This is a genomic window from Streptomyces sp. GL_148, from assembly GCF_057834205.1.
In genome coordinates, this window is sequence record NZ_CM174396.1 from 6,596,529 (window position 1) to 6,610,110 (window position 13,582).

Consider the following 13,582-nt stretch of genomic DNA (forward strand, 5'->3'; position numbering starts at 1 on the left):
GTGTTCGGACGTCGCAAGAAGAACGACTCCGTCAAGGACGGCGGCGCGGCCGAGCAGGTCGTCGACGGCGTCGGTGCCGATGAGCAGGACGGCACGGAGGACAGCGACGCGGTCCAGCCGCGCAGGGTGAACCTGCCGCCGGCCCCGCGTCCCGACGGCCCGTGGGACGTCTCGGAGGTCCCCGGCAACCCCGAGGACGGCCGGGTCGACCTCGGCGGCATCCTCGTACCGGGTGTCGAGGGCATGGAGCTGCGGGTCGAGGTCGCCGGGGACGCGATCGTCGCCGCGACCGTGGTGCTCGGCGACAGTGCCGTGCAGCTGCAGGCCTTCGCCGCGCCCCGCAAGGAAGGCATCTGGGGCGAGGTCCGCGAGGAGATCGCCGACGGCATCACCAAGCAGGGCGGCATCATCGACGAGGTCGAGGGTCCGCTGGGCTGGGAGCTGCGCGCGCAGGTCCCCGTACCGCTCCCGGACGGGCAGACCGGCGCCCAGCTGGTCCGCTTCGTCGGTGTGGACGGTCCGCGCTGGTTCTTGCGCGGTGTCATCTCCGGCCAGGGCGCGGTGCGTCCCGAGTCGGCCGGGGTGCTGGAGCGGATCTTCCTGGACACCGTCGTGGTGCGCGGCGAGGGCCCGATGGCCCCGCGCGACCCGATCGTCCTGAAGCTGCCGAACGACGCGCAGATGGTGCCGGACGGCGTGCAGACCGAGGAGGCCGCGGACCAGGAAGGCTCCCGCTTCGGCGGTGGCATGGGCCAGCTGGAGCGCGGCCCGGAGATCACCGAGGTCCGCTGACCCCGGCTCGATCCGTTACGGCGTGGGCCGCACTCCTCCGGGGGTGCGGCCCATTGCCGTACCCATTGCCGTGTCCATTGCCGTGCCCCCGGCCGTACCCCACTGCCGTACCCGCGGCCGCACGGCCTTGCCCGGGCCCGGGGGCGTCAGGGAACCGTCAGAGATCCGCCCACAGCGGGTCATCGGCGCGTGAACAGGGCGGACGTCCCGGAGAATGGGCGCATGGGACGCGGCAAGCTCAGGATCTATCTCGGCTCGGCTCCCGGCGTGGGCAAGACGTACGCCATGCTCTCGGAGGGCCACCGCCGGGTCGAGCGCGGCGCCGACTGCGTCGTGGGCTTCGTCGAGCACCACGGGCGGCCGCGCACCGAGGTGATGCTGCACGGCCTGGAACAGGTGGAGCGCAAGGAGCTCGCGTACCGGGGCGCCGCCTTCACCGAGATGGACGTGGACTCGCTGCTCGCCCGCAAGCCCGCCATAGCCCTGGTGGACGAACTGGCGCACACCAACGTGCCGGGCTCGCGCAACGCCAAGCGCTGGCAGGACGTGGAGGAGCTGCTCCGGGCCGGGATCGACGTGATCTCCACCGTCAACATCCAGCACCTGGAGTCCCTGGGCGACGTGGTGGAGTCGATCACGGGCGTGCGGCAGCGGGAGACCGTCCCCGACGAGGTGGTGCGCCGCGCCGACCAGATCGAGCTGGTCGACATGTCCCCGCAGGCCCTGCGCCGCCGCATGGCCCACGGCAACATCTACAAGTCCGACAAGGTCGACGCGGCCCTGTCCAACTACTTCCGCCCCGGGAACCTGACCGCGCTGCGCGAGCTGGCGCTGCTCTGGGTCGCCGACCGGGCCGACGAGTACCTCCAGCAGTACCGGGGCGAGCACAACATCCGCTCCACCTGGCAGGCGCGCGAGCGGATCGTCGTGGGCCTCACCGGGGGGCCGGAGGGGCGCACCCTCATCCGGCGGGCCTCCAGGGTGGCGGCCAAGGGCTCCGGCAGCGAGATCCTGGCCGTCTACATCGCCCGCAGCGACGGGCTGACCGCGGCCTCGCCCAAGGAGCTCGCGGTCCAGCGGACGCTGGTCGAAGACCTCGGCGGAACGTTTCACCATGTGATCGGCGACAACGTGCCCGAGGCGCTGCTCGAATTCGCCCGCGGGGTCAACGCCACCCAGATCGTGCTCGGCTCCAGCCGCCACCGCTCCTGGCGGTACGTCTTCGGCCCCGGGGTCGGCGCCACCGTCGCCCGTGACTCGGGGCCCGACCTGGACGTCCACATCGTCACGCACGAGGAGGTCGCCAAGGGGCGCGGCCTGCTGCCCGTGGTCCGCACGGCGGCCCGGCTCGGCCGGACCCGGATGGTGGCCGGCTGGGTGGTCGGGGTGGCCCTGCCGCTGGTGCTCGCGGGGCTGCTGACGCACATCGACACCGACCCCGGCCTCGCCAACGAGATGCTGCTGTTCCTGGCCCTGACCGTGGCCGCGGCCCTGCTCGGCGGGCTCTGGCCGGCGCTGGCCTCCGCCGCCGTCGGCTCCCTGCTGCTGAACTACTACTTCGCTCCGCCCCTCCACCGCTTCACCATCGCGGACCCCAAGAACATCGTCGCCATCGCGGTCTTCTTCGGCGTCGCGGGCTCCGTGGCCTCCGTCGTCGACGCCGCCGCCCGCCGCACCCACCAGGCCGCCCGGCTGCGCGCCGAGTCCGAGATCCTCTCCTTCCTCGCCGGCAGCGTGCTGCGCGGCGAGACCACCCTGGACGCGCTGCTGGAACGGGTGCGGGAGACCTTCGCCATGGAGTCGGTGGCGCTGCTGGAGCGCGAGAGCGACGTCGAGCCCTGGCGGCCGGCCGGCAGCGTCGGCCCGAACCCGGTCGCCCGCCCCGAGGACGCGGATGTGGACATGCCGATCGGCGACCACATGGCGCTGGCCCTGTCCGGGCGGGTGCTGCCCGCCGAGGACCGCCGCGTGCTCGGCGCCTTCGCCGCCCAGGCCGCCGTCGTGCTCGACCGGCAGCGGCTGGTCGGAGAGGCGGAGGAGGCCCGGCGGATGGCGGAGGGCAACCGGATCCGGACCGCGCTGCTGGCCGCCGTCAGCCATGACCTCCGTACGCCCCTGGCTTCCATCAAGGCCTCCGTGAGCTCCCTGCGCTCCGACGACGTGGAATGGTCCGAGGAGGACCGCGCCGAGCTTCTGGAGGGCATCGAGGACGGCGCCGACCGGCTCGACCACCTCGTGGGCAACCTGCTCGACATGTCGAGGCTCCAGACCGGCACCGTGACTCCGCTGATCCGCGAGATCGACCTCGACGAGGTGGTTCCGATGGCGCTGGGCGGCGTACCCGAGGGCAGCGTGCTGCTGGACGTCCCGGAGACCCTGCCCATGGTGGCGGTGGATCCGGGGCTGCTGGAGCGGACCGTGGCCAACGTGGTGGAGAACGCGGTGAAGTACAGCCCGCCCGGGGAACATGTGCTGGTGGCGGCGAGCTTCCTCGGAGACCGGGTCGAGGTACGGGTCGTGGACCGCGGGCCGGGCGTGCCCGACGAGGCCAAGGACCGGATCTTCGCCCCGTTCCAGCGGCACGGTGACGCGCCGCGCGGCGCCGGGGTCGGGCTCGGGCTGGCCGTCGCCCGCGGCTTCGCCGAGGCCATGGACGGCACCCTGGAGGCCGAGGACACCCCCGGGGGCGGGCTCACGATGGTGCTCACGCTGAGGGCGGTGACCGGCGGGCGGCCGCAGATCCACGTGAGCGTGGACGGCGAGGGGCGCAGCGCGCCGGGCGGGGCCGGGCAGCCGGAGCCGGGGCCGGAGCCGGGCGGGGCCGAGGGGCACCCGGTGGATTTTGATCTCGATTCGATACGACAGAAGGCAGGACCTCAATGACCCGGGTGCTCGTGGTGGACGACGAACCCCAGATCGTCCGAGCCCTCGTGATCAACTTGAAGGCACGCAAGTACGAGGTCGACGCGGCCGCCGACGGGGCGAGCGCCCTGGAACTGGCGGCCGCCCGCCACCCCGACGTGGTCGTCCTGGACCTCGGCCTGCCCGATATGGACGGGGTCGAGGTGATCAAGGGGCTGCGCGGCTGGACCAGGATCCCGATCCTGGTCCTCTCCGCCCGGCACAGCTCCGACGAGAAGGTCGAGGCCCTGGACGCGGGCGCCGACGACTACGTCACCAAGCCCTTCGGCATGGACGAGCTGCTCGCCAGGCTGCGCGCGGCCGTCCGGCGGGCGGAACCGGGCGCCGGGGCCGGCGAGGACGAGGTGATCGTCGAGACCGAGACCTTCACGGTGGACCTCGCGGCGAAGAAGGCGGTGCGCGCCGGCCGCGACGTACGCCTGACGCCCACCGAGTGGCACCTGCTGGAGGTGCTGGTGCGCAACGGCGGCAAACTGGTCAGCCAGAAGCAGCTCCTCCAGGAGGTCTGGGGACCCTCGTACGGCACTGAGACCAACTACCTGCGGGTCTACATGGCCCAGCTGCGGCGCAAGCTGGAGGCCGACCCCTCGCACCCGAGGCACTTCATCACCGAACCGGGCATGGGATACCGCTTCGAGAGGTAGTGGGGGCGCCGGTACGCTTCCTGTATGAGTGCTGAACCGCGTTCCGAGAACCCCGCGAAGCCGGCGAAGCCCGCCAGGCCGGCGGGCCGGTTCCGCCGGATGATAGAGCGGCTGTCCACCTCGCAGGAGGAGCTGCATTCGGCGGAGCTGCAGGAGGACGCAGAAGCCGCGGGGTGCACGCGGATCTGCGACTGCCACGACCGTCAGATAGTGAAGGTGACCGGGACCCTGCGGACCGTCACCCTGCGGCCGCGCGCGGGCGTCCCCGCCCTGGAGGCCGAGCTGTTCGACGGCTCGGCCGCGCTGGACGTCGTCTGGCTCGGACGTCGCTCGATCGTGGGAATCGAACCCGGCCGTCGCATGATCGCCTCCGGGCGGATCTCGATGAGCCACGGCCGTCGGGTGCTCTTCAACCCGAAGTACGAACTCCGACCGCTCGGACAGGAGCACTGACGGTGACGTCACTCGACAAACCGACCACGCCCGGCAGCACGCAGCCGGTGGACCCCGCCGCCGAGCCCTCCGCGGACCAGAAGGCCGTGACGCAGGCGGCCCTCTTCGACGCCTTCGGCGGCATCCGGGGCACCGTGGAGACGATGCTCCCCGGCCTGCTCTTCGTCATGATCTACACGATCAACAAGGACGTGAAGCTGTCCGCCATCGCGGCGGGCGCCGTCGCGGTCCTGCTGGTGGTCGTGCGGCTGCTGCGCAAGGACACGGTCAAGCACGCCTTCAGCGGGGTCTTCGGCGTGGGCGTGGGCGTGGCCTTCGCCCTCTTCACGGGCAGCGCGAAGGGCTTCTACCTGCCCGGCATGATCTACGGCGCCGGCCTGGGCGTGGCCTTCACGCTCTCCGCGCTGGTGGGCTTCCCGCTGCTGGGCGTGATGCTGGGGCCGGTCTTCAAGGAGAACCTGTCCTGGCGCACGCGCAACCCCGGGCGCAAGAAGGCGTACGTCAAGGCCAGCCTGGCCTGGGGCCTGATCTTCCTCGCGAAGTACGCGATCCTCTTCCCGCTGTACTGGTGGGGCGACGCGACGCAGCTCGGCTGGGTGCTGATCGCGCTGAAGCTGCCGCCGATGGTGCTCGCGGTGTACTTCACCTGGCTCTTCCTGGCGCAGGCGCCGCCGCCGATCAACGTGATCGCGGAGTGGGAGGCGGAGGAGGAGGCGGAGAAGGCCGCGAAGGCTGCCGCCAAGGCCGCGGAGGGCCGGGGGGTCTGACCCCGTACGCCGCTGCGTGCGCGGGCCATTCCAGCCCCGCCGGCGTTTGAGGCGCGGGGTCCGGGGCGGAGCCCCAGGAGCCCGGGCGCAGCCGACCCGGACCGCCGCGCAGCCTCGTAGCAGGGATGTGCGAAGGGGCGGCTGACCGTGGTGGTCAGCCGCCCCTTTCGACGTTCCGCGGGCCGCAGGCTAGTCCGCGGCCTGGAGGAGGTCCTCCAGCTGCTCCTCGCGGGCCTGGGCGGCCACGAAGAGGAGCTCGTCGCCCGGCTCCAGGGTCTCCTCGCCGTGCGGCGTGAGCACCCGGTTGCCGCGGATGATCGTGACCAGCGAGGTGTCCTCGGGCCAGGTGATCTCGCTGATCTGCTTGCCCGCGACCTGGGAGTCGGCGGGCAGGGTCAGCTCGACGAGGTTGGCGTCGCCGTGGCTGAAGCGCAGCAGCCGGACCAGGTCGCCGACGCTGACGGCCTCCTCGACCAGCGCCGACATCAGGCGCGGCGTGGAGACGGCGACGTCGACGCCCCAGGACTCGTTGAAGAGCCACTCGTTCTTCGGGTTGTTCACCCGCGCCACGACCCGGGGGACCCCGTACTCGGTCTTGGCGAGGAGGGAGACGACCAGGTTGACCTTGTCGTCACCGGTCGCGGCGATGACCACGTTGCAGCGCTGGAGCGCCGCCTCGTCGAGCGAGGTGATCTCGCAGGCGTCGGCCAGCAGCCACTCGGCCTGCGGCACCCGCTCCACCGAGATGGCGGTCGGGGCCTTGTCCACGAGGAGCACCTCGTGGCCGTTCTCCAGGAGCTCGCCCGCGATGGAACGGCCCACCGCGCCGGCTCCGGCGATCGCGACCCTCATGCGTGTGCCTCCTCAGGCCCCTCGGCGAAGGCGGCCTCCACCTTGTCGATCTCGTCCGTGCGCATCATCACGTGGACGAGGTCGCCCTCCTGGAGGACGGTCGCCGATGACGGCAGCATGGCCTCGCCCAGCCGGGTGAGGAAGGCGACGCGGACGCCGGTCTCCTCCTGCAACTGACTGACCTTGTGGCCGATCCAGGCGGTGGAGATGTGCACCTCGGCGAGTTGGACACCGCCGCTCGGGTCGCGCCACAGCGGCTCGGCGCCCGAAGGCAGCAGCCGGCGGAGCATCTGGTCGGCCGTCCAGCGCACGGTGGCGACGGTGGGGATGCCCAGGCGCTGGTAGACCTCGGCGCGCTTGGGGTCGTAGATGCGGGCGGCGACGTTCTCGACGCCGAACATCTCACGGGCCACCCGGGCGGCGATGATGTTGGAATTGTCACCACTGCTCACCGCGGCGAAGGCGCCCGCCTCCTCGATGCCGGCCTCGCGCAGCGTGTCCTGGTCGAAGCCGACTCCGGTGACGCGACGGCCGCCGAATCCGGCTCCCAGCCGGCGGAATGCGGTGGGGTCCTGGTCGATGACCGCGACCGTATGCCCCTGCTGTTCCAGGGTCTGCGCGAGGGCCGAGCCCACTCTTCCGCAGCCCATAATGACGATGTGCACGGCCGTCCTTCCGGCTGTCAGCGGCTCGCTGGGTTCCAGCCTCATTGCTGCTCTGGCTTAACAGGGTCTCAGACCATGGCCCAAGCTACACACGGGCGGTCACCACTGTGACCATTTGCGCTTGAGACGGCGCTCCTTTGCCCTGGATGCGGTGCGACTTCCCGCCGTACAGGGGTGGGGGGTTCGTCAGGCCGATTTCGAACGCTTACGATCCTCTGCGTGTCCAAACTGACCGACGTGCCCAAACGGATCCTGATCGGCCGGGCGCTCCGCAGCGACCGCCTCGGGGAAACCCTCCTTCCCAAGCGGATCGCCCTCCCCGTGTTCGCGTCCGACCCGCTCTCCTCGGTGGCATATGCCCCCGGCGAGGTCCTGCTGGTCCTGTCGATCGCAGGCGTGTCGGCGTACCACTTCAGCCCCTGGATCGCCCTCGCGGTCGTCGTGCTGATGTTCACCGTGGTCGCCTCCTACCGGCAGAACGTCCACGCCTACCCCAGCGGCGGAGGCGACTACGAGGTCGCCAACACCAACCTCGGGCCCAGGGCCGGTCTCACCGTCGCGAGCGCCCTGCTCGTCGACTACGTCCTCACGGTCGCCGTGTCGATTTCCTCCGGTGTCGAGAACCTCGGCTCCGCCGTCGATTTCGTCATCGAGCACAAAGTGCTCTCCGCGGTCCTCATGATTCTGCTGCTCACGCTGATGAATCTGCGCGGGGTGAAGGAATCCGGGAACCTCTTCGCCATCCCGACCTACGTGTTCGTCGGCGCCGTCTTCGTGATGATCGCGTGGGGCGCCTGGCGCGGCATGGTCATGGGCGACACCATGGAAGCCCCGACGGCCGGCCTGGAGATCAAACCCGAACACCAGGGGCTCGCCGGTTTCGCGCTGGTCTTCCTGCTGCTGCGCGCCTTCTCCTCCGGCTGCGCGGCGCTCACGGGCGTCGAGGCCATCAGCAACGGTGTACCCGCCTTCCGCAAGCCCAAGAGCAAGAACGCGGCCACCACCCTCACCCTGATGGGCGGCCTGGCGGTCGTCATGTTCTGCGGGATCATCGGCCTGGCCATGGCCACGAACGTCCGGATGGCCGAGAACCCCGCCGTCGACCTGCTGAGCAACGGCGTCCCGGTCGGCGAGACCTACGTCCAGAACCCGGTGATCTCGCAGGTCGCCGAGGCCGTCTTCGGCAACGGCAGCTTCCTCTTCATCGTGCTCGCCGCGTCCACCGCGCTCGTCCTCTTCCTCGCCGCGAACACCGCGTACAACGGTTTCCCGCTGCTCGGATCGATCCTCGCCCAGGACCGCTACCTGCCGCGCCAGCTGCACACCCGCGGCGACCGGCTCGCCTTCTCCAACGGCATCGTGCTCCTCGCGGGCGCCGCGATTCTGCTGGTGTGGATCTACGACGCCGACTCGACGAAGCTGATCCAGCTCTACATCGTCGGCGTCTTCGTCTCCTTCACGCTGAGCCAGATCGGCATGGTCCGGCACTGGAACCGCCACCTGCGCGCGGAGCACGACCCGGCGGCGCGCCGCCGGATGCACCGGTCCCGGGCGATCAACACCTTCGGCGCCTTCTTCACCGGCATGGTGCTGGTGGTCGTCCTGGCCACCAAGTTCACCCACGGCGCCTGGGTCGCCCTGCTCGGCATGGTCATCTTCTACGGAACGATGTCCGCGATCCGCAAGCACTACGACCGGGTCTCCGAGGAGATCGCCGCCGCCGAGGGCCCGAGCGACGACAGCGTGCGCCCCTCGCGGGTCCACTCCATCGTCCTGGTCTCCAAGGTCCACAAGCCCACCCTGCGCGCCCTGGCCTTCGCCAAGCTGACCCGCTCGGACCGGCTGGAGGCGCTCAGCATCAGCGTCGACCCGGTCGAGACCAAGGCCCTGCGCGAGGAGTGGGAGCGGCGCGGCATCAACGTCCCGCTCAAGATCCTCGACTCCCCGTACCGCGAGATCACCCGCCCGGTGGTCGAGTACGTGAAGGGCCTGCGCAGCGAGAACCCGCGCGACGCCGTCAGCGTGTACATCCCCGAGTACGTGGTCGGACGCTGGTACGAGCACCTGCTGCACAACCAGAGCGCGCTGCGCCTCAAGGGCCGGCTGCTCTTCACCCCCGGCGTGATGGTCACCTCGGTGCCCTACCAGCTGGAGTCCTCGGAGCTGGCGAAGAAGCGGGCGAAGAAGCGCGCGGAGTGGAACGCCCCGGGCGCGGTGCGCCGCGGGCCGGTCGACACCCCGCGTTCGCGTCCGAAGGACCCGGCGGGGAAGTAGCCGCAGAGCGTCGGCCGCCCCGGGACCGGGGTGGCGAACGGCCGGACGAGATCCACGTAAACTGGTGGGTCGGTCGTCCGGCCGTTCCTTTTTGATCTTCTGATCCACATCCTTGGAGTCTCCCCACCATGACGAGCGAGCAGAACGAGAAGCAGTCACTGGTCGGGGAGGAGTACGAGGTCGAGGTCGGCCCCGTCGCGCACGGCGGGCACTGCATCGCCCGGACCGCCGAGGGCCGCGTCCTGTTCGTCCGGCACACCCTGCCCGGCGAGAAGGTCATCGCCCGCGTGACGGAGGGCGAGGAGGACTCCCGCTTCCTGCGCGCCGACGCCATCACCGTCCTGGACCCCTCCAAGGACCGGGTCGAGGCCCCCTGTCCGTACGCCGGCCCGAACAAGTGCGGTGGCTGCGACTGGCAGCACGCCAAGCCGGGCGCCCAGCGCCGGCTCAAGGGCGAGGTCATCGCCGAGCAGCTGCTGCGGCTCGCCGGGCTCACCCCGGAGCAGGCCGGCTGGGACGGTACGGTCATGCCGGCCGAGGGCGACAAGGTGCCCGCCGGGCAGGTCCCGCAGTGGCGCACCCGCGTGCAGTACGCGATCGACGAGGACGGCGTCGTGGGCCTGCGCAAGCACCGCTCGCACGACATCCAGCCGGTCGACCACTGCATGATCGCGGCACCGGGCGTCACCGAGCTCGGCATCGAGCAGCAGGACTGGCCCCAGATGGCCACCGTCGAGGCCATCGCCGCGACGGGCTCGGGTGACCGCCAGGTGGTCCTGACCCCCCGCCCCGGCGGCCGCCTCCCCCTCGTCGAACTCGACAAGCCGGTCTCGGTCCTGCGCGTCGAGGAGAAGGACGGCGGGGTCCACCGCGTCCACGGCCGCCCCTTCGTGCGCGAGCGCGCGGACGGGCGTACGTACCGCGTCGGCATGGGCGGCTTCTGGCAGGTCCACCCCCAGGCCGCCGACACCCTGATCAAGGCCGTCATGCAGGGCCTGATGCCGCGCAAGGGCGAGATGGCCCTCGACCTCTACTGCGGCGTCGGCATCTTCGCGGGCGCCCTCGCGGAGCGCCTCGGGGAGACCGGCGCGGTCCTGGGCATCGAGTCCACGAAGCGCGCGGTCGAGGACGCCCGGCACAACCTGACCGACTTCCCCCGCGTCCGCATCGAGCAGGGCAAGGTCGAGCAGATCCTCCCGAAGACCGGCATCACCGAGTGCGACCTGGTCGTCCTGGACCCGCCCCGCGCGGGCGCCGGCAAGCAGACCGTCCGTCAGGTCGCCGGCCTGACCCCGCGCCGCATCGCCTACGTGGCCTGCGACCCGGCGGCCCTCGCCCGCGACCTGGGCTACTTCCAGGAGGCGGGCTACAAGGTCCGCACCCTGCGCGCCTTCGACCTCTTCCCGATGACCCACCACGTGGAGTGCGTGGCGATCCTGGAGCCGGTGGCGAAGGGCAACTGAGCTTCGCGCCCACGGATGGTGTGGGTGGTGAGTCACCGCCGCGCGGGCCAGTGGTCCGCGCGGCGGTGACGGCCGGACCGCCCGGGGACCGTCCGGGGCGGGCCGGGGTTCGGGGGGCGGTGGGGGCCGCCTGCCGGGTTACGGGCGGGGCGTGAGGTAGCCGCCCATGGACTTGAAGTACTCCGACGCCGGGAGTTCGCGGCCGTCTTCCGTGCGGACGGCGGTGATGGCCAGGCCGTGTCCCAGGCCCGAGCGGGCGTCCGCGCCGGCGACGATGGCCACGCCTTCGCCCTCGCGGTAGAAGATGCGGCCCGGGGTGCCGCCGTAGCGGCCCTCGGAGACGACGGCCGTCAGGATCTCCAGGCGCTTGCCCTTGTGGAAGGTGAAGGCTGCCGGGTAGGGGGCCGACTGGGCGCGGATCAGGCGTTCCAGGGTTTCGGCGGGCCAGGACCAGTCGATGCGGATGTCCTCTTCGGCGCGTTTGTGGAAGAAGGTCGCCTGGGTGCGGTCCTGCTTCGTGAACTCGGTCCGACCGGAAGCGATCAGGTCGAGGGCGCCGATGGTGACCGGGGCGATCAGGTCGACCGTCTTGTGGAACAGGTCCGTGGTCGTGTCCGTCGGGCCGACCGGTACCGAGCGCTGCATGACGATGTCGCCGGCGTCGAGCACCTCGTCCATCATGTGCGCCGTGACGCCGACTTCGGGCTCGCCGTTGATGAGGGCCCAGATGAGGGGGGAGAAGCCCGCGTACTTCGGGAGCAGGGAGTCGTGCACGTTGAGGGTGCCGTGGCGCGGCAGGGTGTAGATGCGCGGGGGGATCCAGGTGCGCCAGTTGTTCGCGACGAGGATGTCCGCGTCGGCTTCCTTCAGCTGCTGGAACAGCTCCTCGTCGTCGGGGCGGTTGCGGATGACGACCGGGACGCCGTGCTCCTCGGCGAGGTCGGCGACCGAGTCGCTCCAGATCTTCTCGTAGGCGTGCTCGCTCTTGGGGTGGGTCACGACCATGACGACGTCGTGCTCGGAGTCCAGGAGCGCCTTCAGGGTGCGATGGCCCCAGGTCTGATAGCCGAACATGACGACCCGCATCGGGGTTCCTCCTCAGAAGAGCAAAATGACCAGACGCAAGTAAAGCAAGGCTTACCTAACAACGCAACAGCCCCGATTCCGGGCTTGATTGACCCGAGTGCGAGCGCGTTGTTCGGATTGTCTGGTCGACAGTGCGCCTGGATCAGGTTAGCTTTACCTAAGTTCCACTCGGCTGCCGGTCACCGGTGCGCCTGGACTCCCCCTTTCCCCCACCCCTGACACGACGCCTGGCAGGCGGCTGTCCCGCACCAAATGGGAGTGACATGTCACAGGCTCTTCCTGGCGACGCACCACTGATCCACGACCTGATCGGTATCGGCTTCGGGCCGTCGAACGTCGCCATGGCGATCGCGCTCAGCGAGCACAACGTGCGCGTCGGAAGGCAAGAGGCGGTCACCGCTCACTTCTTCGAGCAGCAGCCCCGCTTCGGGTGGCACCGCGGCATGCTCATCGACGACGCGACGATGCAAGTGTCCTTCATGAAGGACCTGGTGACGCTCCGGAACCCGACCAGCGAATACACCTTCCTCTGCTACCTGCAGGAGAAGGGCCGGCTGATCGACTTCGTCAACCACAAGAACCTGTTCCCGCTGCGGGTCGAGTTCCACGACTACCTCGAGTGGGCCGCGGCCAAGGTCGACGACATGGTCTCGTACGGCCACCAGGTCGTCTCCGTCGAGCCCGTGGTGCGCGGCGGCGTCGTGGAGTACCTCGACGTGACGGCGCGCTCCGGCGACGAGGTCGTCGTCCACCGTGCACGCAACCTCGTCATCTCCACCGGGCTGCGCCCGGTCATGCCGGAGGGCGTCGAGCGGACCGAGCACGTCTGGCACAACACCGACCTGCTGAAGAAGATCGACGGCCTGGAGGGCGGCGAGCCCACCCGCTTCATCGTGGTCGGCGCCGGCCAGAGCGCCGCCGAGAACGTGGCCTACCTGCACCGCCGTTTCCCGCAGGCCGAGGTCTGCGCGGTCTTCTCCCGCTACGGCTACAGCCCGGCGGACGACAGCAGCTTCGCCAACCGCATCTTCGACCCCCAGGCGGTGGACGAGTACTTCACCGCCCCGGAGGACGTCAAGCAGCGGCTGATGGGCTACCACGGCAACACCAACTACTCCGTGGTGGACATCGACCTCATCGACGACCTCTACCGGCAGTCGTATCAGGAGAAGGTGCTCGGCACCGAGCGGCTCCGCTTCCTGAACGTCTCGCGCCTGACGGGCGTGGAGGAGACCGCCGACGGGGTCCGCGCCGGCATCAAGTCCCTCGTCACCGGCGAGGAGAGCGTGCTCGACGCCGACGTCGTGGTGTGCGCCACCGGTTACCAGCAGGCCGACGGCCTGGGCCTGCTCGGCGAGGTCGCGGACCGCTGCCACCGCGACGACCAGGGCCGGGTCCGCGTCGAGCGCGACTACCGGGTGGCGACCGACCTCGAACTGAGCTGCGGCATCTACCTCCAGGGCGGAACCGAGCACACGCACGGCATCACCTCCTCCCTACTGTCCAACACCGCGGTACGCGTCGGCGAGATACTCGACTCGATCCTCGACCGGAACCTCAAGGCCGTGTCCGACCAGGCCCGTCCGGTCGCCGGGGGAGCGGGCGGCGGAGCCCGCCAGCCGGCCGTCTGACCGGTCCCCACCCAGCCACTGCCGTGCCTCCCG

At 70.6% G+C, this 13,582-nt stretch carries 11 protein-coding genes; 8 read left to right on the forward strand and 3 right to left on the reverse strand.

Annotation, left to right across the window (positions count from 1 at the left end):
- The 5 genes from AC3IYI_RS30130 (at position 1) to AC3IYI_RS30150 (ending at position 5,578) form a co-directional block, all read left to right on the forward strand.
- The gene (locus tag AC3IYI_RS30130; RefSeq protein WP_489406626.1) at positions 1 to 792 is read left to right on the forward strand and encodes a DUF3710 domain-containing protein; all 792 of its coding nucleotides are present in this window, start codon (positions 1 to 3) and stop codon (positions 790 to 792) included.
- Between the two features lie 222 nt (positions 793 to 1,014).
- Positions 1,015 to 3,675, forward strand: a complete 2,661-nt coding sequence (locus tag AC3IYI_RS30135) for a DUF4118 domain-containing protein (protein ID WP_489406627.1) — start codon at positions 1,015 to 1,017, stop codon at positions 3,673 to 3,675.
- On the forward strand, positions 3,672 to 4,358 hold the full coding sequence (locus AC3IYI_RS30140; RefSeq protein ID WP_489406628.1) for a response regulator: 687 nt from the start codon (positions 3,672 to 3,674) through the stop codon (positions 4,356 to 4,358). Before AC3IYI_RS30135 ends, AC3IYI_RS30140 begins: the two co-directional genes overlap by 4 nt.
- Before the next feature lie 24 nt (positions 4,359 to 4,382).
- Entirely contained in the window at positions 4,383 to 4,811 is a 429-nt protein-coding gene (locus tag AC3IYI_RS30145; RefSeq protein ID WP_489406629.1) for an OB-fold nucleic acid binding domain-containing protein, read from the forward strand.
- A 2-nt stretch (positions 4,812 to 4,813) separates the two neighbouring features.
- Positions 4,814 to 5,578, forward strand: coding sequence for a DUF3159 domain-containing protein (locus AC3IYI_RS30150; RefSeq protein WP_489406630.1), 765 nt, complete (start codon positions 4,814 to 4,816; stop codon positions 5,576 to 5,578).
- Between the two features lie 189 nt (positions 5,579 to 5,767).
- Here AC3IYI_RS30150 and AC3IYI_RS30155 read toward each other — a convergent pair whose 3' ends face one another.
- Positions 5,768 to 6,430, reverse strand: a complete 663-nt coding sequence (locus AC3IYI_RS30155) for a potassium channel family protein (protein WP_214953432.1) — start codon at positions 6,428 to 6,430, stop codon at positions 5,768 to 5,770.
- The gene (locus AC3IYI_RS30160) at positions 6,427 to 7,095 is read right to left on the reverse strand and encodes a potassium channel family protein (protein ID WP_489406631.1); all 669 of its coding nucleotides are present in this window, start codon (positions 7,093 to 7,095) and stop codon (positions 6,427 to 6,429) included. The genes AC3IYI_RS30155 and AC3IYI_RS30160 overlap by 4 nt, the downstream gene beginning before the upstream one ends.
- A 219-nt stretch (positions 7,096 to 7,314) precedes the next feature.
- Between AC3IYI_RS30160 and AC3IYI_RS30165 the strand changes: the two genes are divergently transcribed.
- On the forward strand, positions 7,315 to 9,369 hold the full coding sequence (locus AC3IYI_RS30165) for an APC family permease (RefSeq protein ID WP_489406632.1): 2,055 nt from the start codon (positions 7,315 to 7,317) through the stop codon (positions 9,367 to 9,369).
- Positions 9,370 to 9,497: 128 nt separating this feature from the next.
- A complete protein-coding gene (locus AC3IYI_RS30170; protein ID WP_243331604.1) occupies positions 9,498 to 10,832 on the forward strand; it encodes a class I SAM-dependent RNA methyltransferase in 1,335 nt (444 codons plus the stop codon).
- Between the two features lie 138 nt (positions 10,833 to 10,970).
- On the opposite strand, the gene AC3IYI_RS30175 is transcribed toward AC3IYI_RS30170, so the two are convergent.
- Complete coding sequence (locus AC3IYI_RS30175; protein WP_489406633.1) at positions 10,971 to 11,918, reverse strand: methionyl-tRNA formyltransferase; 948 nt, start codon at positions 11,916 to 11,918, stop codon at positions 10,971 to 10,973.
- 263 nt (positions 11,919 to 12,181) lie between these two features.
- Here AC3IYI_RS30175 and AC3IYI_RS30180 point away from each other — a divergent pair, with 263 nt between their 5' ends.
- Entirely contained in the window at positions 12,182 to 13,549 is a 1,368-nt protein-coding gene (locus AC3IYI_RS30180; protein WP_489406634.1) for a lysine N(6)-hydroxylase/L-ornithine N(5)-oxygenase family protein, read from the forward strand.
- Positions 13,550 to 13,582: the final 33 nt, after the last annotated feature.

Bases quoted from the DNA above. Each gene is read 5' to 3' on its own strand.
- AC3IYI_RS30135 (WP_489406627.1), top strand. From the start codon at position 1,015: ATGGGACGCGGCAAGCTCAGGATCTATCTCGGCTCGGCTCCCGGCGTG.
- AC3IYI_RS30170 (WP_243331604.1), top strand. From the start codon at position 9,498: ATGACGAGCGAGCAGAACGAGAAGCAGTCACTGGTCGGGGAGGAGTAC.
- AC3IYI_RS30140 (WP_489406628.1), top strand. From the start codon at position 3,672: ATGACCCGGGTGCTCGTGGTGGACGACGAACCCCAGATCGTCCGAGCC.
- AC3IYI_RS30180 (WP_489406634.1), top strand. From the start codon at position 12,182: ATGTCACAGGCTCTTCCTGGCGACGCACCACTGATCCACGACCTGATC.
- AC3IYI_RS30155 (WP_214953432.1), bottom strand. From the start codon at position 6,430: ATGAGGGTCGCGATCGCCGGAGCCGGCGCGGTGGGCCGTTCCATCGCG.
- AC3IYI_RS30145 (WP_489406629.1), top strand. From the start codon at position 4,383: ATGAGTGCTGAACCGCGTTCCGAGAACCCCGCGAAGCCGGCGAAGCCC.
- AC3IYI_RS30175 (WP_489406633.1), bottom strand. From the start codon at position 11,918: ATGCGGGTCGTCATGTTCGGCTATCAGACCTGGGGCCATCGCACCCTG.